General features: G+C 44.7%; 15 protein-coding genes and 3 pseudogenes. 6 read left to right on the top strand and 12 right to left on the bottom strand.

Annotated features, from left to right (window positions below; translation table 11 throughout):
* Together ADH68_RS02935 and ADH68_RS13880 are read right to left on the bottom strand one after the other, a co-directional pair.
* Window positions 1-396 (bottom strand): DUF2750 domain-containing protein, encoded by a 396-nt coding sequence (locus ADH68_RS02935; RefSeq protein ID WP_068959877.1) that lies wholly within the window; start codon window positions 394-396, stop codon window positions 1-3.
* Window positions 380-1,045, bottom strand: coding sequence for a hypothetical protein (locus tag ADH68_RS13880; protein WP_133165743.1), 666 nt, complete (start codon window positions 1,043-1,045; stop codon window positions 380-382). Before ADH68_RS13880 ends, ADH68_RS02935 begins: the two co-directional genes overlap by 17 nt.
* Window positions 1,046-1,171: 126 nt before the next feature.
* On the opposite strand from ADH68_RS13880, the gene istA reads away from it, so the two are divergent.
* Window positions 1,172-2,773 (top strand): IS21 family transposase, encoded by a 1,602-nt coding sequence (gene istA / locus ADH68_RS02925; RefSeq protein ID WP_068959738.1) that lies wholly within the window; start codon window positions 1,172-1,174, stop codon window positions 2,771-2,773.
* 37 nt (window positions 2,774-2,810) lie between these two features.
* Window positions 2,811-3,593, top strand: a complete 783-nt coding sequence (istB, locus tag ADH68_RS02920) for an IS21-like element helper ATPase IstB (protein ID WP_068961956.1) — start codon at window positions 2,811-2,813, stop codon at window positions 3,591-3,593.
* A gap of 67 nt (window positions 3,594-3,660) precedes the next feature.
* On the opposite strand, the pseudogene rhuM reads toward istB, so the two are convergent.
* Window positions 3,661-4,464 (bottom strand): annotated as a pseudogene (rhuM, locus tag ADH68_RS02915) (RhuM family protein); the annotation flags it as partial.
* 53 nt (window positions 4,465-4,517) lie between these two features.
* Window positions 4,518-5,954, bottom strand: coding sequence for a tyrosine-type recombinase/integrase (locus tag ADH68_RS02910; RefSeq protein WP_068959879.1), 1,437 nt, complete (start codon window positions 5,952-5,954; stop codon window positions 4,518-4,520).
* 969 nt (window positions 5,955-6,923) lie between these two features.
* Here ADH68_RS02910 and ADH68_RS02900 point away from each other — a divergent pair.
* The 4 genes and pseudogenes from ADH68_RS02900 to ADH68_RS02880 all read left to right on the top strand — a co-directional run bounded on the left by ADH68_RS02900 (window position 6,924) and on the right by ADH68_RS02880 (window position 9,931).
* On the top strand, window positions 6,924-7,268 hold the full coding sequence (locus ADH68_RS02900; RefSeq protein WP_068959880.1) for a coiled-coil domain-containing protein: 345 nt from the start codon (window positions 6,924-6,926) through the stop codon (window positions 7,266-7,268).
* A 441-nt stretch (window positions 7,269-7,709) separates the two neighbouring features.
* A pseudogene (locus tag ADH68_RS14120) lies at window positions 7,710-7,946 on the top strand (helix-turn-helix domain-containing protein); the annotation flags it as partial.
* Window positions 7,868-8,632: pseudogene (locus tag ADH68_RS02885) on the top strand (IS630 family transposase); the annotation flags it as partial. The pseudogenes ADH68_RS14120 and ADH68_RS02885, both read left to right, overlap by 79 nt.
* 51 nt (window positions 8,633-8,683) lie before the next feature.
* Window positions 8,684-9,931 (top strand): leucine-rich repeat domain-containing protein, encoded by a 1,248-nt coding sequence (locus ADH68_RS02880; protein ID WP_068959883.1) that lies wholly within the window; start codon window positions 8,684-8,686, stop codon window positions 9,929-9,931.
* A 3-nt stretch (window positions 9,932-9,934) separates the two neighbouring features.
* Here the strand turns inward: ADH68_RS02880 and ADH68_RS02875 are convergent, their stop codons facing one another.
* The 8 genes from ADH68_RS02875 to ADH68_RS02835 all read right to left on the bottom strand — a co-directional run bounded on the left by ADH68_RS02875 (window position 9,935) and on the right by ADH68_RS02835 (window position 19,144).
* Window positions 9,935-10,138 (bottom strand): hypothetical protein, encoded by a 204-nt coding sequence (locus ADH68_RS02875; RefSeq protein ID WP_068959884.1) that lies wholly within the window; start codon window positions 10,136-10,138, stop codon window positions 9,935-9,937.
* A gap of 113 nt (window positions 10,139-10,251) precedes the next feature.
* Window positions 10,252-11,685: a relaxase/mobilization nuclease domain-containing protein gene (locus tag ADH68_RS02870; RefSeq protein ID WP_068959885.1), complete on the bottom strand. Its 1,434-nt coding sequence runs from the start codon at window positions 11,683-11,685 to the stop codon at window positions 10,252-10,254.
* A gap of 6 nt (window positions 11,686-11,691) precedes the next feature.
* Complete coding sequence (locus ADH68_RS02865; protein ID WP_068959886.1) at window positions 11,692-12,075, bottom strand: plasmid mobilization protein; 384 nt, start codon at window positions 12,073-12,075, stop codon at window positions 11,692-11,694.
* A gap of 201 nt (window positions 12,076-12,276) precedes the next feature.
* Window positions 12,277-13,218, bottom strand: coding sequence for a DUF3408 domain-containing protein (locus ADH68_RS02860; protein WP_068959887.1), 942 nt, complete (start codon window positions 13,216-13,218; stop codon window positions 12,277-12,279).
* 332 nt (window positions 13,219-13,550) lie between these two features.
* Window positions 13,551-14,768 (bottom strand): primase-helicase family protein, encoded by a 1,218-nt coding sequence (locus tag ADH68_RS02855; protein WP_068961959.1) that lies wholly within the window; start codon window positions 14,766-14,768, stop codon window positions 13,551-13,553.
* 4 nt (window positions 14,769-14,772) lie between these two features.
* Window positions 14,773-15,102: a helix-turn-helix transcriptional regulator gene (locus tag ADH68_RS02850; protein WP_068959888.1), complete on the bottom strand. Its 330-nt coding sequence runs from the start codon at window positions 15,100-15,102 to the stop codon at window positions 14,773-14,775.
* 1,443 nt (window positions 15,103-16,545) lie between these two features.
* A complete protein-coding gene (locus tag ADH68_RS02840) occupies window positions 16,546-18,438 on the bottom strand; it encodes a hypothetical protein (RefSeq protein ID WP_068959890.1) in 1,893 nt (630 codons plus the stop codon).
* The gene (locus tag ADH68_RS02835) at window positions 18,431-19,144 is read right to left on the bottom strand and encodes a hypothetical protein (protein WP_068959891.1); all 714 of its coding nucleotides are present in this window, start codon (window positions 19,142-19,144) and stop codon (window positions 18,431-18,433) included. Before ADH68_RS02835 ends, ADH68_RS02840 begins: the two co-directional genes overlap by 8 nt.

Raw genomic sequence — 19,144 nt, 5'->3', positions numbered from 1 at the left:
TCATTGGTAATTTTCAAGTTCAACGGATAAGTCTTCAGCAAAGGTATTTACGCTAATTATTTTGCCATAGTCATTTTCAGTGATCGGAAAAACTCCTATTGATATTCCCGTTTCACAAAGATAATCAACAAGTTTGTCGGAAAACTCTTCGAGATTCAATTTTGAGCAATTACATTTATGTCCGTTGCTCATGCTTGACACAAACTTCTCCGCATACTCCTTAAATGGCCACACAGGAAACAGTCTTATGTCTCCATCCTGAATGCACATATAGCTATCATCAGATGACAGATACCATAGACAACCGCTGTCCGCAATCCTTTTCAGCGAGTAACTGTATCTGACTTCCGGTGATTGAGCAAACATACTGCTTATTTCTTTATCGGTTAGTTTCATGGTGTTCAAGGAATTTATAAGTAGGGAGCTTTATTACTCTGGAGTCAAAGGCGTTCAGGTCAACATTCTTGACTATTCTGCGCTTGTTTGATTCAAATTCAAGAAGTTTCGACAGTGTTGTATCTTTATCGCCGTACCAATAGTTGAATATCTTTGTGTCCCAGCCGGATATTTGATTTGAAATATGTATGTATACATCTTGGGCTATATCTATGTTGTTGAGATAAAGAGCGACACCATATATCAACTCGTATATCTTCATTTGGAGTACAAAGTTGGTTTGTATGGACTTGTCGGTTGCAATAATTTCATATAAAACCCGGACAAAATCCGCGGCTGTGTTGCTTCCGCTTAACAATGGAAATTTCGTGCTGCATCTGTCAATGATATTTGTACTGTCAGACAAATATATGTCAAGACCGTTGTCATCTACTAACGGTTGAAGCAATAAAGGAACATCTATGCAACTTTTCAGGGTAGAACGCCAAAGAGGATATATCGAAAAGAATAGCTTGTAATCCCGATTCGGAACTTTGACAAATGTCAACCCTACCAAGAGACACTCAACCCTATGGACAAAACATTTAGATGTAATGCCCTTTAAGTTGAACACTGCACATAGTTGTTTTGATAATTCCCGATATTCCATATTCTAAACGCTGCATCTAACATTTGAAAAGGGACCCAGGTAGAGCAATTGAAAAGGGACCCACCCCATGGGTAAGTTCAACCGGATATCGTTGATTAGAAAGAACGACATCAACGATTCCACAAAATGCTACACATGGAGGAAAAAACATCCATTATTCTGTCTCATCGCCGCGAGGGGATGAGCATCCGCGAGATAGCGCGCCGCAACGGCATGAGCCGCAAGACCGTGCGCAAGTATCTGCGCGAGTTCGAGAGAGAGGCCGGCCCGTCACCGACAGAGCGGGAGGTTGACGATTATCTGCTGACCAGGCCGAAGTATGACAGCAGCGGACGCGTCAGGCGTGTTGTGACCGATGATGTCCGCCGTCGCATCGATGGTTTTATCGCCCGCAACCGGGAGAACGTCGCTGCCGGATTGCACAAGCAGCAGATGCGCAAGCTCGATATGTGGCGACGTCTTCAGGACGATGGCGTGCGTATCGCCTATTCCACAGTATGTCAGTATGTCCGTGCGCTGGAGGCAGCGCCGAAGTCGCAAGAAAAGCCTGCAAAGGCATATATCCGTCAGGACTATGAGCCTGGATTCCGTTGCGAGTTCGACTGGGGCGTGCTTACCCTGTGGATCGGTGGAGTCAGGACTCGCCTTCACATGGCGGTATTCACCCTCGACCACAGCAATATGCGCAAGGCATATCTGTTTTCGCGCGAAGATACCCTGGCTCTTATGGAAGCCCACCGCAACTGCTTCCGGGAGTTGGGGGGCACCCCGCGCGTGATGGCCTATGACAACATGCGTACCGCCGTAAAGAAGTTCCTCGGGCGCGACCGCGAGCACACGGATGCGCTGCTGCGCATGGAGGTACACTACTGTTTCACACCCCATTTCTGCAACCCTCGCTCGGGATGGGAAAAAGGCAAGGTGGAACGTTCGGTGGAATATATCCGGCGTCGTGCATTCTCGTTCGAGGTCCGGTTTGACTCCCTGGATGCCGCGCAGACGCATCTGGCGGCAGTCTGCGACAGGCTCAACACAGAGGCGTCCAACATGTCGGCGGAAGAAAAACGCCTGCGCATACAGGCCGATCTGGCGGCGCTACGTCCGTTGGACCACGGTGACATCGGCTGCTTCGAGCAGCGGCTGTACCGCGTCGGAAAGTATTCAACGATAACCGTTGACGGAGTGCACTACTCTGTGCCCGACCGTCTGGTGGGCTCGCAGGTGGCGGTAAAGCTGTATTCCGAGCGCATCGTGGTGCTTTACGGACGCGACAAGGTGGCCAATCATGCCCGAAGCCGACGCTCCGGCGACTGGGTCATCGACCTGATGCATTATCTGGGTACATTCCTGCGCAAACCGGCCGCTCTGGGGCGGTCTGTGGCTCTGCAACAGGTACATCCGTCGGTGGCGGCGCTTTACCGCGAACACTTCCGCGAGTCTCCGCGAAGCTTCATAGAACTGCTTGTGTTCACCCGCGACAACAATCTGGCATACACTGACATCGTCCGTGCCGCCACAAGTCTTTCGTCCCGCGGGCTCCAGCGCCTCTCATCTGAACAGATACAGGCTCAGATGATCTCGGCGGAAGGACATATGCAGTCAACCGCCGATATCGCGGCAACGAACGTTCCCGACCCGCAACAGGCTGAAATAGAAAGTTCGGCAAGCCATACCCTTGACATGCTTTCATCATTTATGGAATATACCCGCGCATCGCAGGCAGACTGAATACCCCCCCAAAAAACAACCAATACACTGAATGACAATGACAGACATACATGAAACAGACCGTGACGGACTTCGGGAGCTCATTCGCTCATGCGCTTTCGACCTTAAACTCCCGCTTGTGCGGCGCGACATCGACCTGCTTATACAGCAGAGCGCCGACGAACAATGGAACCTATGGCGGTTTACAGCCGAACTGCTCCGGCGCGAAAAAGAGAACCGCTCTGAAAACCAGCGCCGTCACCGCATCAAAAACGCAGGGTTCCCGCAACTTCGCTATCTTAACGAAATCGACACCGACGCTCTGCCCGCCGATGCCCGGAAAGCGCTCCCGACACTCGAGACACTCGACTTCATCAAAAACGGACGCAACCTCATTCTATACGGCAATCCCGGAACAGGCAAGACTCATCTGGCGACAGCTCTCGGTATCGCCGCATGTAATGCCGGACACTCGGTGCTGTTCACATCCGTGCCAAGACTGCTCACGCAGATACGCGAGTGCCGCAACGCTTTGACACTCCGGTCGCTGGAAAACAAGTTCGAGAGATACGACATGGTCATCTGTGATGAGTTCGGATACGTCTCCTGCGACAAGGCCGGCGCAGAGATGCTCTTTAACCATCTCTCCCTCCGCACCGACAAGAAGACGACCGTCGTCACAACCAATCTCGCCTTCAACCGCTGGAACGAGATTATTGACGACAAAGTACTGGTCACCGCAATGGTAGACCGCCTGACCCACAAGGCTATACTGCTTAACATGACAGGCAAATCATACCGCATGAAAGAAACTCAGGAAATGATGACTCAACAAATATAATTATCTTTGCATCCCCATCCCGGGTGGTCCCCTTTTCAAATGCTATCCGGGTCCCTTTTCAAATGTTAGATACAGCAATGCGTTTGTTGCCGTCGCTGAATGAGTGGTTTTTGGTAACAAGGTACAGGAGCATGGCAGCTTTTTCCTCCACTGAGGGATATAGGTCAACGCCACCGAAGGTCTGGTAAATCTGACCGATGGAGCTTTTGAAGGAATCGTCCTTTTCGTTGCCGAACAATGTGCTGCCACCGAATTTCTCATGTAACTCGCGGATGACTTCCATGGCGTTTTCGTAAGTGGCATGAAACGACTCTTTACCGGTGGTGTCCTCGATCTTCAGTTCCTGATAGTCGTAGCGGTCAAGAGTGTCGAGGGCGTATGTGTAATCGACAACAACATCGAGCAATGAACGGCTGTCCTCCGTAAGCCTTTCCTGATTTTGGATTGTGCGGCCGAGCACTTTTATCAACTGACTAAGCTCGTCATATTTCTGTGCAGCTATCCGCTCGTTTATGGCATAGCCTTGAAGAAGATACTGCTTCAATATCTTATTTGCCCAGATGCGGAATTGAGTACCACGTTTGGATTTAACGCGATAGCCAACAGAGATAATAACATCAAGGCTGTAAACCTGAGTCGGTTTGTACTTCGACAGAGTATTATGCAAAATTTGCATATTACTCTCTTTCTCCAGCTCGCCTTCCTTGAAAACATTAGAGATGTGGCGGGCAATAACTGACTGATCTTTGTCAAAGAGTTCGGCCATCTGCCCTTGGCTCAGCCATACGGTATCATTCTGAACTGTCACATCAATCGACATATTTCCGTCCGGCGCCTGATAGATTACGAGCTGTGAATTATTTGTTTCCATATTCAAAATTACAATTTATATTTTGATTTGTAGCTGTTTCCGAGTAATAATAGTCAAAATACTTCGGATTTCGCGCCATTAGCGATTGCGTCTATCTCGTCGGCGATTTCGTCCGAGGAGAGTTTGATATAGTCCATAAAGGTCTTTTGTGTCTTGTGGCCGCTGACGTGCATCATCTGTACGATGGAGTATTTGTGGGTTAGGTACATGTTGGTGATTCCGCTACGGCGGGCTGTGTGGGTTGTCACGCACTTGTAGCGAGGCATTATCACCTCTCCCTTTTCGTTGTGCTCGACAACGAGCTTGCCGTCCTCCACCAGTTTCTTCTGCTTTTGAGTAAGTTTGGTTACTACCATCTTGGCTAAGTCGGGCACTTTATCGGACAACTCCTTCAGAATCTCCTTTATGTAGCGGTTGAGTATCACGTCAACAACATAAGGGAGATTGTAGTTGTATTTTTCGCATATAGCCTTTAGGTTGGGATTCATTATAGGAATCTTTACCTCGTTGCGGGTTTTCTTCTGAATGAGGCGTATTACCGGTGTTCCTTTGGCAGTAGTGGTGAAACAATCCTTGTCAATGTCGTTGTAATCGCTCACGCGCTGACAGGTGTAGCACCCGACAAGAAATATATCGCGCACCTCTTCCTGCTTGCCTGACAGTGGCATTTCATACAATGCCTGAAGCTCTGCTTCGGTAAGGTATATTTCAATAGCCTTGTCTTTCTCTTCAATTTTCTTTTTTGCGAAATATTGCAGGGCGCGGTCATTGTTGTGTATTCCGTCGGCATAGGCATAGCTGATGATTGCTCGTAGATCGACCAGGTATTTATTCTGCGCAGTCACCATATAATCTTTCTTCTCCATAAAATTCAGGAATTTGGTGACGAACGCACGGTCTACATCATACCACGTGTAGCGATGCTTTCTGTCAAACAAGTCATACAGCTTCCGAAAGCTATTCCATGCCTTCACAGTGCCGGGCGCATATCTATCATGACCATTAAGCCTGGCACCGCTCTTGATTTCATTGCAAAATCGGTCTATGAAGTTCCATATTTTGGCGCGTTCAGCATCGATGCCTTCCTTTATCAGACGTTCCTGCTCTTCCTTTATGCGTTCTTCCTCGCGTTGCCGTTCCTCCTCTTCACGCTTAGCTTTCATTAGGGCTTCTGCTTTCTTCGGATTGGCGATAGAGAGGATCTCGGCCTCAACACGTGACTTATCGAAAGACATGCCCTCTACTTCCGACTTCACTACCAGTTCAATCCTATTGAGTGAGTCGTGTAGATTGAAGTTCGCCCTTTGATGTCGCATCCATTTTTCAGGACACGACAAAGCCTCTTTCCACTCCGCAACATTCACACGTATCTGAGAGGAAAAGAGCGTATCGACTTTGTGTTTCTTGTTCTGCACCCTAAAGAAAAGAGTTGCGATTTCGTTCTTCTCGTCCTGCTTGCGGATGAAGAACCGGGAAAGAGATTTTGCCATAGAATCCTAGGTTCGATTCTCTTGTGAATCGGACACTGCAAAGTTAGTGACTTTTCCTGAATAGTCACTACGATAGTCACTATAATTTCTAAAACAGCCGCTATCTGCCTAAATTGAAAATTGTTTAATTTGGCTTAATATCAGTATATTAGTATATAATTAAATTTAATCCGATTGATAATAATTTAACATTTATATTGCTGGTGGCACCACAAAAGACCGCTAATTCTCAATGAGTTGGCGGTCTTTTATTCAATCATACCTCTCCGAGTCACCACAAAAGTCACCACGCCCACGTTAACGCACTGAAATATTGCCTGTTATGCGTGTCAGAGCAAGCGCATATCTTTTATTACGGTGGTTTAATACGCTGATAATCAGTGTATATTTCAAATTCATCCAAATTCCTTCAGCGTCATTCAACCCCACATCACCGTCTTGCAACCCCAAACTTTAACAGACGTTAACTATATTCCTGCGATAAAAATGTGGTGACCTCAGCCAAATTTTCGCCGGGTCACCACACCTAAATCTAAAAATCTGTTAAATCCTCGGTTCGGGTGGCACGGTTTTATGGCATGAACCAGAACTGTCAGTGCCGCCGAAAAGCGAAGATATTATGAATTGAACGCAGTGTGATGATTTTGTTGGGCTTATATCATCGGATTACGGAATATTATTATTAAATTTGCATTCGGATTGGCATAGCCTCTCCAAGACATACTGAAAAATAAGAAGCGTTATGCTCATCTTGTGATTTGTGAACGTAGGAAATTCAAAGATCAGTGCAAGAGATAGCATAGTGGTTCTCACGCGCATAGCGTGGGCTACTATTGTTACATCTGCACTAATGGTTTCCTACGACCTACAAATCACGACGTGGCATAGTTGGCTCACGTTTTCTTTGTATTAATGCCTTTAGAGCCAACGGGCAAACTATTTTTAAAGGGTACTGCCCCATAATGAACAATGAAGTTTATCCAATATTTACTATTAGTTTCATCATTCCCTGGATTGGCATCCTGTAATCAAAGCAAAATTGATGACCTCGAATACGAGGTTTCAAAATTAGAGACTGAGAATGCAGCTCTAAGATCACATGTAGAGGAACTTGAGAATATAATTTCAAGTTACGAGAGTTATCGTGTGCAATACTCAAATCAGCAACGACATCAGCAACAACAAAGAGAGTGGCATCAACAAAATGCACAGCAACACCTCCAAACTGCTGAATTTTGGAGACAAAATGGAAATGAGTTCTTATACGAGAGTAGTATGCGCAATGCCCAACAAGAACTTGATATGATGCCTTGATGTACTTATATTCATTCAAATAGACTGTTGAAAGGTATGTAATAATATGTCTCCTGAAATTTTGAATCTGCTAAATTATCAGGAAATAGTGAATCAAGCCGAAATAGTACTATGGCAACCAGTTTTATCATTAAAATTAAATACCCTGACATCATGAGATTTTTATACTCCTTGATTTTGTCCTTTACTTCCTTTTCAATTATGGCTCAACAATGGGTCATTGATGAGATTGCAGATGAACAAAAGACATCTGATTCAATCCCGGGTTGGCTTATTGTAAGTAGATGTTGAAAATTAGTTTATATCAATTTTTTTGCGTATCTTTGTGTAAACACATAAAGACACATCGCTATCGCAAAAATCAAAGTTATACAACTGACAGACCAACAACGTCTGCAATTAGAGGAAGGCTTTCGCCAAGGCAAGAGCCACGCATACCGCATGCGCTGTCGCGCAGTGCTTCTGAAATCCACCGGCCTGACTTCGGAACAGGTTGGAGAACAGACCGACATGACCCATATATCAGTCAATTCCTGGGTGAAACGCTTCGAGACCGAAGGAATCAAAGGGCTGGAAACACGTCCCGGACGGGGTCGGAAGCCAATAATGGACTGCTCGGACGAAGAGTCGGTACGCAAAGCCATAGAGAACGACAGGCAGAGCGTGAAGAAAGCGAAAGAGGCATGGCAGCAGGCTTCAGGGAAAGAAGCCTCCGAGAGTACCTTCAGGGCTTTTTTATCCGCCTTGGCGCGGGATATAGACGTATAAGAAAACGTCCAAAGGGGAAACCCTCGCCGCAGCTCTATGCGTATAAGACCGAGAAGCTGCAAGAACTCGTACAACAGGAAAAAGATTGTCTCATCGACATTTATTATGGAGATGAAAGCCACATCTGCACCGAGGGATATGTGCCATACGGATGGCAGTTCCGAGGTGAAGATGTCTATATCCCATCTGAAAGAGGTCTGAGACTCAATATTTTCGGCATGATAGACCGCAACAATCGATATGAAGGATTCTCCACAACTGAGAATATGACCGCTGACAAGATTGCCGACTTTCTTGACCGACTTTCTCTCCGTATCCGTAAAAACACTTTTGTTGTCCTTGACAATGCAAGCGTCCACAGATGCAAACTCATGCGGGAACTCCGTCCAATATGGGAGAAACGTGGGTTGTATCTCTTTTTCCTCCCACCGTATAGTCCACATTTGAATATCGCCGAGACGCTCTGGAGAATCCTCAAGGGCAAATGGCTCAGACCTGCGGATTATTGCTCCACAGACTCCCTGCTCTATGCAACTAACCGTGCGTTGGCTGCGCTTGGATCTGAACTCAATATCAATTTTGCCCATGCGGCTTAGTATAAATTAATTTTTACGACTTACTTATTATTATTAATCATAGGGTATTTTGTGTATAAACATATCCAAAAGAAAGATGATGAAGCAGCTGAGCAACATGCTAAAGAGCGGCGTATGGAAGAAGCACAACGTTTAGAAGAAGAACTCCATGAATATAGAGATCAGCATGAAGACGATATTGATATATCACAATTTGATGATGATATAATTGTTCCATCGTGTCCTAGTCACGTTGACCACCACGCTTCCGTTGAATCTTTATCTACTAAAAGTGAAAAACAATCGTCAAATATCGAAACCAACAATTATATTCTTTCTCCAAATGGCAAAGAATTTATTAAAGCCAAAAACTGTGAATCGCTTATAATTCCTGATGGTGTAGAGGTCATTAAGGCATTTGCTTGCTGCGGTAATATCAAAAATATTACCATACCACATAGTGTAAAAGTTATTGAAGACTTTGCTTTTTCGGGTTGCTCTGTGAATAAAATTGTTATTCCAAATTCGGTGGAAAAATTTGGCGCATGTATATTTAGTGGATGTGAAAGCCTTGTTGAGGTAGTTTTTGAAGAAGGTATTAAAACATTTGGAGAAAGCATGTTCGAGCGTTGCATGTGGTTAAAGACAATAATTTTACCAAAATCACTTTTATCAATTCCAAATTCTGCATTTGATAGTTGTCTGTCTATAGAAACCATTAATTTACCTCCAAATCTTAGACGTATAGGTGATTCTGCATTTTGTTCATGCAGAGAATTGAGAGAAATTATTATTCCTTCTGCTATAAATGATATCGGGAGTTGGGCATTCAGAGACTGTGGTATTTCAAGCATTGTTGTTCCAGATTCTGTATATGGAATACCAGAGTATGCTTTTGCTGAAAACCTTAATTTGAAAGAAGTAATTTTACCTAATACTATTACATGCATAATGTCACATGCCTTTTATGAATGTGAGCATTTACACGTACGAATTCCTCCCAGTGTTACATATATAGCTCCTGATGCATTTACTCAATGTAATGATTATTGTTATGAGAATCTACACATTGAAGTGCCTAAAGGAAAGAAAGGAACTCTTGAAAAAATTTGTGAGCTCTTAAAAGGTAAGGTTACAGAATATGAGGTAACAGAGGATATGACTTTGCCTTCTGATATCGCAACTAAAAAAAAGAGATTTATTGATTTTCAAATTTTTAAAGAAAAAGAAAATTTAAGAAATAGTGAGCCCATGTTTTATAATGGCGCACAGGTTGTGTTTAGGTATACTAATAATTGCACTTATGACAATTTTGAGTAAATATTACTTTTGATTCGTAGCAAAGTCTAATGGCTTAAACAAATTCCATTTTATACAGGCAGATGCATCAGTAGAATCATAAACAATCCCTTTGCGAACAATTCCATCTACTAATGCGCAGTAATACATAGCCCTTCCATCAGCATCGAAATCAACAAATTGTTTATTGACACAATCGGCACACATTTTAAAACCACTATTATCCATATGACTGAATATTATTACATCGAAAAAAGTTATTTCAATGCTAAGATACTGATAAATCTTTTGATTTCAAAAAAAATGAAACCAAAAGATTTACTCAATACCACTAATGGGATCTAAAATTTGGGTCTGTTTCTGCGTTGCTTTGTCTTCTGTTCTTCGCGGTAGCGGTGAAGAGCCTCTTCAATAGTCAGGCCGGGATGGCGGCTTAACCACAATTTGAAATCATCGGTAAGTGCCGAACCATGTGCAAAGCCTTCGTCCTGAATCGGAGCCCCTACGAAAGACGGAGATGACAATGTAATTCCGGCTCTTTGTGAGTTGTTGACGAAGGCAGACTGAGAGGCTGTCATCTGCCGCTTGAAAGCCTCGGGGATATAACGGTCTGCGGGTGGCGGCGTAGGCTCACATCGTGGCTGGGCGGTCTTGAAATCATACCATATCCAGTAATGTTTGCCGACAATCTCATCTGGCTTGCAGATGTAGGCGCAGACGGCATCGCCTTTTTGGTAACGGGCAAGTTCGTGAGGAGCAATCCGCGCTCCCATATACCCATCAGGCAATGGCGGTATGACAATCGGTTTCAGTTGCTCTTGTGGCTTTGGTGCAACAGATGGACGTGTGATCTCGGAAGTTTGAGGCGCACGCTTTGGTGCCGGTTCCCGGACAGGTTGCTGAATGCTTTTGGGGTCGGGCGTTACCGCTTGCTGTTTCTCTCGACGAGCCTTGAATTTCAATTCAAGATTCTCACGGCTGAAAAAGGGATCGAGTTTCTTGTACCAGAATTCATGTCTGCCAGTGCAGTAATACAGGTTCGTTTTCCCTGATTGGCCGGTCTTTTCCTTGACTGTTATACCCTGCCGCTTAAGAGCAATGAGAAACGAGTTCCAGTCCTGAATCTCCGGACGGATGTACACTCCGGCTATATTGTGAACAAGCGGGTAACGGATTTTATCTTTTCCCCGCAGTTTTGAAACATCTGTATTAAGTTTGCTCTTGCCCTGCGTGAGACGGTGTTTCAGATTGAGAGCCTTGCAGACGCGCTCATTCTTTTTGAAGTTGGTGGTCTGCGTCAGAATCTTTCCGTCATAGTCAACTCTGCTGAAAACGATATGACAGTGCGGATGCGCCTTGTCAAAATGTCGTACCACTATGTACGGGGTATTGGTCAGCCCCATCTGCCTCATATATTCCTGCGCCACCTCGGTCATAAGTTCGTCCGTCATCTTAGAAGCATCGTCTGGGTGAAAGTCGAGGGATATATGACCGACCGGGTCTTTTATAGGCTTACGTTGTCGTGACGGTCGGGCGATGTCGTCAGCCATAGCCTTGCGGCCTTCATATATCCTTATTTCGCCGGAGGAAGACAGGAGTTTCCAGTCTTTGGAAAGATGGTCGATTATATCCTCACCTTTGTTGCTCTCATATTTTCTTTCATCGGCTTTCAGCCCTTTCGACTGCTCCTTATGGAGCTTCTCTTCGAGCTTGCTGCGGGTGACATAATCGACACATCCGCCAAAGCCTGAGCCGCTTATTATATATGCTATCATAGGAAATTAAGAACTTAATTTTGCGAAAAGTTCGCGGAAACGATTGAGGTAGTATTGCACATCGCGGGCCATGGCGTCGAGTCCGCGCTGATGGCAGAGACGCAGAAGCTGATTGAAATTGTTGCTCATGCCGGAGAGATTGCGGGCGATTCTCATTTCTGACTCATCGAGTCGTGGAACAATGTGAGGATTGAGCGTCACCGAGCGGATATATTCGCTGACATTTTTCATTCCTGTACGCTTGACATTGGCAAGCAGGAGGGTGTTTTCAGCCTCGTTGTATCGCGTGTGCCGGACGTAGGACTGACGTTCTTCTTCCGGCAAGGCGGGACGGCCGTTGCGGTGTCCTGCCTTGAGATTCGATTTGCGGGTCGGGGATTTCGGTTTCATTGGCGTGGGGGGATTGAGGGTTTGAAAATGGAGGGGCAAAGCGGATTCGGTACACCGGTGTACCGCTCCACCCGGTGTAATGGAGGGTGGCGAGGGGAGCAACATGGTTGCGACGATTTTTGTATCACAAAAATCTAACCTCGCTTAGCCCCTCCATTACCCCTGTGGATGGATACCACCGCACCCTGAATCACATAGATTTCAGATTCTTAATTTCTCACCTGAGAGTTTGCGGTTGATAAGTTCGCGGTTATCGTCAAAGAACGCTTTGAGAATGTTGATGACGATATGTGACGGTGCGAGATTCGGTACACCACTCACCCGTGCGAGTTTCTCCAGAGAGTCGCGAAGTTCGAGAGGAAGAAACACCGGTTTCTTCTCGCCGAGGCTGACTATGCGGAGATAGGCGTGTCTTAACGCATCGAAATCGGCATCCACCATTTTGGCACTGACGCGCGATTCCTTTGACTGTTCCACGGGTTCAGCTTGCTCAGCCTCTACCGGGATGTCAGACTGTTTTCCGGTTGTCAAATCCTCGGATACGGTCTTGTGTTCGCTCTCAGAGTCGCTTGGAGGTATATCTTTCGGCATAGCCTCCGGTCTCTCCTCCGCTTCGTTTTTTGAAGATGACTTTGCTTTTTTCGGCGGTATAACCGTTGTACCGGTACACTGGTGTTCCTGTTCAACCATATCTTTCGGCTTTCGAGTCCCTGATGCCTTGCCTCGCTGAGGCTCTGATTGGTCAGAGTCGCGATTGCCTGACTGATTAGTCTGCATGGCAATTTTGAATTTCTTGAATTCCTCGCCATGCTCGCGGATGAACTCTTCGAGATTTACTGGTTCCCATCTGACCGCACAAGGATTTAATTCCATACCGGGAAACGGAGGCTTGCCATCATCGACGTTCCACGGTAATGAGTATTCGTTCATGAGAATCTCAGTTCTTCTGAGTTGTTCTGCCTCTGCTTTGGAATTTTCCTCTTCTTGTCGGAGAAATTCCTCGGCATCGAACTTCTTAGTTGTTCTTGACTCACTCTTGGGCGCAGTCTGAGTCGCACCCGCCCGATTGACGTATTGACGCGCCTCGGACTCTGTGCCGATAATCGTAGGCTCGGCAAACCTATCTGGATTTGATTTAGCCATATCATTCTGGAATTGTGGTCGCCGAGAGAAAGTCCCGGCGACCGGGTGAGGTGTTGAAATTTGATAAACTGATGAATCAGAGTGTTATCTATGACTATATCAGCATATTATATATTCATCATTGTTTCATCACTATTTTTCGGGCGGTGAGAAGAATGTTTTGGCGATGGAAAAGAGAAATTGCGTTTTCTCTCGGTGCCACACATTTTCTTTTCTCATTGCCTTTCATCCTTTGATGAAGTGTTGATGAATAACCGATGAGAAGAAAATGCACTGAAAAACAGCAGTCTGTCTCCATTTTCATCAGTTCATCAAATTTCAACGAGAAAAAATTATAAATTCTCTAACATCTGCCGGGTGACGGTGTAGTACCGTCCGCATCGGCGTGTCTCGACGTATGTTTCTTCGTTGAGGAACATACCGACGGTGTAGGTCGTATAGCAGAACGAGTTGGAGGCTGGTCTGAGCTTCCAGCAGTCCTGCACCACCTTTCGGAGCTGGCTACGGTCAGCCTTGACCTGACGGTAGCCGAATAGGCTCAGGATGTCGTTGAAGCAGAAGTCTACCTCGTCGATTTTGCGCGAGTCCATTATCTCGGTTAGCAGCTCGGCAAGCTCCAGCTCCACACGGTTGCGGTTGGCGCGGATGATTCTCTGCAATGCCTCGGTGTCGAGCAGTGCGGGATTGAACCACATGCGGCTTTCCTCGGCGGTTATCAGCCGCCGATAGGTCAGGGCATGGAGAAATGCTGGTATCTCGTAGCGGATTTTCTCCAGAAACGTGGTGTCGTCGGTGGTGAGCCTCGGAACCTTCCGCACCCAGTAGCGTGTCTCGCCGGGGTCAATGACCACGGGAAGATACTCGTTGTTGGAGCACAGCACGAACTTGGCGAAGAAACTCACCTCCTCGCGGTCGCGCCCTTTGGCCTCCATCTTGTAGTTATAGGTGGTGCTGAGGTTTTTCAGACGCTCGGAGTCCTCGCGCTTGTTGAGAAGCACCTCGTCCACTACGATTACCAGCTTGCCGTTCCAATCATCGTTGAACTGGCTACGGAAGTTCTCGTTGGTGTTGAACGTGACATTAGCCTCAAAGAGTAGTTTTAGGAAATTGAGGAAGGTGGATTTTCCTGTGTTGCGTTCCTCCGACACCAAGAGCAGAATCGGGAGCTTCTGCAACGGCATGGTGTAGAGGATTTGCAGGTAGTCAAGACCGAGGTCGTACTGTTCGCCGAAGATGTGGCGCACGAGCGATTCGATGCACGGCCATTCTCCCTCGGCGGGGATATGGCTGAGTGGCGAATACTTGTTCTTGAAACTGCCGACTACCGGCTGGTAGTCCAGATGAGAGGGAACACAGCAGAAACCGTCGTATTTTGGCACGTTGGCGAGAAAGTCCTTGCCGTAGTCCTGACGGATAGCCTCGATGGTCCACGGTATGCTGCGCTCGATGAGTTGTCCGGCGGCGTTTGGCTGTCGGACAATCTTGTAGTAGGTGGTGCCGATGCGCTCAAAGCGGTCATCGGCGGGAGGTATAACTGTTACGTCTTCCATAGGCTCAGTCATCGTTAGAGGGGTTGATAATAGAGTTAACTTCCCGCAAGCTGTAGCGGGTGCTTCCGTTCACCTTGAATGGGTGTAGTCTACCGTCTTTGGTCATGTTATAGACCGTGGTCTCGCAGACACCGAGCCGCTCGGCAACCTCTTTCTTGGTGATTGACCTGTCCTGCTCCGCTTCCATGTAGAGGGGGAGCAGACGCTCGCGGGTGGCTTCGATTGTGTCCACCACAAGCTGATGAAGGTCAGAGAGGTGGACGTTGAGGAGGATATTTGGAGAGTCAGGGTCGAGTGCCGACGCCTGAAGGAGGTCGAAAAGATTCAATTTCATCTGAGGGAAATGAATTTGAAGAGTTATATCGCCGAGTAACTTGCATCACACACAGCCCCGGCGACGAAAGAGGCTGCGGTGACGTGTCCCCGAAAGGACATAGGAAGGGCTGTCGGCTATGTTTCGCTAAAGCCGACGGTTGTTGCTGCCGGCCTGTCAGGGTCGGCAAAGGGCGTAGTTCATCCTTTCCCACATCGAGCCGAAAGGCAACGACATGAGGGCATCTGTCCCGGTTACGGGACAGACACGGGGGACGGGATCCTGCTCGGTGGAGTCAGGACACGCGCCATCTTTCTTCTTTTACATTTGATTTTTGTTGACGTCTGGGCACAGTTGTGGCCGTCATCTTCTCGGTATCATAAATTCTTGTGGCATTGACAGGGTTTCAATCGGACACACGTCATGCTGCTCCGCTTCAAAGTCTATGTTTTTCGGTGAGTTACGGGTGTCGCAAAATTCAGCCTGCAATGGCCTGATGACAGCACTTTCGGAGTGCCTCTCTTTCCTTTCTGCCGTTGTACCACGAATTCAATCCGTTGAGCATCGCTTCCTTAGGGCGAGTTGTTGCCGGATTAAGCCGTTGCGGAGCGTTCCGCATTCAACAGCAGGCTCTTCATAGTGATTCCGGATCCTGAGTCCGGTCTTCTGATAAGGGTACCTCTTTATAATTGTTATCGCGTCGGTATCGGGCATGGCATCCGTCGAGGAGCATCGTTCCTGTTCCGGTCTATAAAGCTGAACGTGTCGCTTCGGGCGTGCGCTGCCTTCAATCGTTACATAAAGATAACAAAAATTTTCGAGATTACCAAATTGGCACAATCTCCCGTGGGCGGCTGACATTGTCGGCTATCGTGTGTGTATGGTGTATGTGTGTGCCGATAGCGTCCACAAGTGTCACGCCTGAACATAGGCACCGGTGTCGGTGTAAGGCTCGGGCAAGTACTCGCACACCGATTTGTTCGCAAGGTATTGCGCATTCGGCAACGAAACTCAGGCACACCTTCGGGTGTTGTGCGTCGGTTTGTCCGACCCATCGGGGTCGGCTCATAGAGAGTCAGCCCACTCTTGGGCTGTGGGTTATGTCTGCGGCGGATAATGGCGCAACCGTCACGGCAGAGATGATGTAACGCTCCGCTATGGTCGCAAAATTTGCCACCGCAACTTTCCTAACAAAGCTTTGTTCAAAAAAGTTCACAATTCGATGAAAAAAGTCATCCATAGCCAAAAGTAGTGCATGAGCGGTCATGGCAACCCACGCAGAATCTTCTTTTCAGTTACAAAGATAATACCACCTTATCGGTCTTTCCAAATTATTCCGGGTATGGTTCCCATTCTTCCATTTGGGGTTCCTACTTTTCCCTTCTTAGTACCCCTCGCCCTCTAAAAATATGCTTATAATCCCCCAAATCTATGGTTTTTGACCCGCTTTTGGAGGATTGTAAACTAATTTATTAAAATATCCCCAGTGGCATTATGGTATATACAATTTTCCATAGGTGGCGCGGTTTCTTTTTTAAGGGATACAGCATTATATACCCAGCCAAAAAGAGTTTTTAGGCTACATTCTTTATTGGGGATTCTTTTATTGTCAGAAGAAGAATACACTTTAACTTTTGGATTTGAGAAGTACGTCTTACCCTCGTATACAAGTTTAATGAAGCTTTCAACAAAGCCGATCGTCGTATAATGAACGTAGTCTCCATTACTTACCTTTATCTGGTAATCAGGCTGCCTGATTTGTTGATTCCCAATAATTGTAATCTTTTCAATACTAGAAAGTCGCTCCAGCTCCATTATTAAATTCTCTAATTCTTGACGATAAAATGGAGTTTCAATATCATCATGTGAAAATGGATTCAAAATTAGTCGACGATCATTTTGTAATGACGGCGCAACATCAATCATTTGGCATTGCTCAATAAATCTTTTATAGTTTGTAATAAGTCCATTCAAATCTACCGCAACCTTCTCAGGCTCTCGTTCATTTATTTGTAATTGAAGATTCATTGGGAGAATGCGTTTCATCTGCTGCTCACACAATCTTCTTAATGTATTTGCACATGCCGCTAAATGGAATGTTTTTAAGTAAATCTTAGCTTGCTCTATGTATGTTGGGCTTATTATAAGATGTGATTCTGGGTAATCATTTGCATATGTAGCATATAATTCACATTTTCTCCATTCTTTTGTTGCCTTACGTTGTTCTATTTCAGACCATACAAGATGAAAAAAAGCACGATCATGTGTGAAAAGTATTATTTGATACCGACCCACATAATTGTCAAACAATATACGAATTACATGCTTTCGGAAAGACATATCCAGACTTATAAGCAAGTCATCAATAAATAATACGGAGGCTGATTGAGAAGAGCCTGGCCTACGCTCCAAAATAGACAATCTCAAAGCTAGAGCCATGCATGTAATTTTTGCTTCATTAAAAAATGATTTAGGATGAGTTATGATACTTTTGTCTTGAATATTTTGGTCGTCCATTTTTGCATGTATCAAAATACTAGGAGCATGTAATTGTCCATCTCTTGACCTTTTGCTTTTTGGACAATTGAATGTGGCATCTCTATAATCTAATTTGATACGAGCATCCACATTAAATGCATTTTCAAGCATAGAGTTCGCTACTCCTTCAATAATTACCAATGCATCTTTCATTAATTCATTAAATTGCTTTACTAATTTAATGAACTGCTTATACTCAACCGTTTGTTGATTGAAATTATGATTCTTTTTATTCCGCGGTAATTTTAAATATGTTGTCTTTAAATAAGCCCACCAAGCTCCAGAGTTTAATGACGGGGCAATTCCCTCATCAAATATAGGGATGAATTCAGCATCTAAATCAATAAAAGGAAGTACCTCTTTTTCAAATAAATTAAATACTTCATTATCCTCGCTATTACAAAAATCAAAAAGAGATGAGAGAAACTTATAGTTCATAAAATCACTAGACATCATAGTTAATCTCATGAAATCTCTCATCAAAGGATCATTACAATAATAGTTATACAGAGAATCATTTATAACTAAAGCACTACCACTTTCGTTTTCAAACGTAATTGATATTCCTGAATTATCCTCAGCTGAGGCATAACGATTTCTTAGATTCTCATTGTGCCCATGAAGAAAGTATTTTTTAGCTTGATCTTGAGTTTTCGTATACGCTTGGAAATGCGTGTAAAAACTCCAATACAACGAACTTTTACCAGCCCCATTTTCTCCGTATAATAATAGGTTTTTACAATCTATATTCAACGAAAAATGGGTTCTGAAAAACTTAAAATTCTCGACATCAATAGATTTTATCTTCCAATTAGCCATTGCGTTCACTCATGTATTGTGTAAATTGCGTAATAAAAAGTCGCATCTTATTCATATTCTCCATTAAAGGATTGCCCGATTTAAACAACGATGTGAAAATCTGAGTAATACTATCACTAATATCATCTGGATTAGTTATCAAATTAACTTCTTTAATCCACGGATATATAATTGAGACATCGTTCTTCTCAAATAATTGTGGCATCATTAATTCCATAACAATAAAATTTCTAAGATTCTCAAAGAACCTTTTTATTGTATCAGAATGATTATCCACATTTATTCCATACTTTTCTAAGTATATAGCAAGAAATGATATAATCCTTTCTACTAAGATACAGTATGGCTCAATTTCCGTATTACGTATTATATCAGTGTTTTTTATTAATAATACGTTTGTTTGTCCTTGTCCGTCTTCAAATTTATGTTTAGGTAGGATTGAGACTTTTCCCCAGATAGAATTTAAGAAAAATGACAAATAGCAGAGTGTATTAAAATCACCAGTAATTATATAATCAGATTTTCCGGATTTACCGACTAATGCAATAATATTATTATCTGCTGAAATATTCTTTTTAATTAAAAGAATATCCTCACCTCTATCATCATTTTGTTTAATATAACTTGCATATGTCTTAACTTGGACAAAATCTTTGATCTTAGCAGTATGATTTAACTCTAATATTTTCTTTAATTCTTGTTTCAT

The organism is Muribaculum intestinale, assembly GCF_002201515.1.
In the GTDB taxonomy this organism is placed as follows: domain Bacteria; phylum Bacteroidota; class Bacteroidia; order Bacteroidales; family Muribaculaceae; genus Muribaculum; species Muribaculum intestinale.
This window is presented reverse-complemented; position numbering and strand designations above follow the sequence as displayed.

What these genes read in the sequence shown, in the direction of transcription:
- ADH68_RS02935 (WP_068959877.1), bottom strand. Translation starts at nt 396, where the DNA reads ATGAAACTAACCGATAAAGAAATAAGCAGTATGTTTGCTCAATCACCG.
- ADH68_RS13880 (WP_133165743.1), bottom strand. Translation starts at nt 1,045, where the DNA reads ATGGAATATCGGGAATTATCAAAACAACTATGTGCAGTGTTCAACTTA.
- istA (WP_068959738.1), top strand. Translation starts at nt 1,172, where the DNA reads ATGCTACACATGGAGGAAAAAACATCCATTATTCTGTCTCATCGCCGC.
- istB (WP_068961956.1), top strand. Translation starts at nt 2,811, where the DNA reads ATGACAGACATACATGAAACAGACCGTGACGGACTTCGGGAGCTCATT.
- ADH68_RS02910 (WP_068959879.1), bottom strand. Translation starts at nt 5,954, where the DNA reads ATGGCAAAATCTCTTTCCCGGTTCTTCATCCGCAAGCAGGACGAGAAG.
- ADH68_RS02900 (WP_068959880.1), top strand. Translation starts at nt 6,924, where the DNA reads ATGAAGTTTATCCAATATTTACTATTAGTTTCATCATTCCCTGGATTG.
- ADH68_RS02875 (WP_068959884.1), bottom strand. Translation starts at nt 10,138, where the DNA reads ATGGATAATAGTGGTTTTAAAATGTGTGCCGATTGTGTCAATAAACAA.
- ADH68_RS02870 (WP_068959885.1), bottom strand. Translation starts at nt 11,685, where the DNA reads ATGATAGCATATATAATAAGCGGCTCAGGCTTTGGCGGATGTGTCGAT.
- ADH68_RS02865 (WP_068959886.1), bottom strand. Translation starts at nt 12,075, where the DNA reads ATGAAACCGAAATCCCCGACCCGCAAATCGAATCTCAAGGCAGGACAC.
- ADH68_RS02860 (WP_068959887.1), bottom strand. Translation starts at nt 13,218, where the DNA reads ATGGCTAAATCAAATCCAGATAGGTTTGCCGAGCCTACGATTATCGGC.
- ADH68_RS02855 (WP_068961959.1), bottom strand. Translation starts at nt 14,768, where the DNA reads ATGGAAGACGTAACAGTTATACCTCCCGCCGATGACCGCTTTGAGCGC.
- ADH68_RS02850 (WP_068959888.1), bottom strand. Translation starts at nt 15,102, where the DNA reads ATGAAATTGAATCTTTTCGACCTCCTTCAGGCGTCGGCACTCGACCCT.
- ADH68_RS02840 (WP_068959890.1), bottom strand. Translation starts at nt 18,438, where the DNA reads ATGGCTAATTGGAAGATAAAATCTATTGATGTCGAGAATTTTAAGTTT.
- ADH68_RS02835 (WP_068959891.1), bottom strand. Translation starts at nt 19,144, where the DNA reads ATGAAACAAGAATTAAAGAAAATATTAGAGTTAAATCATACTGCTAAG.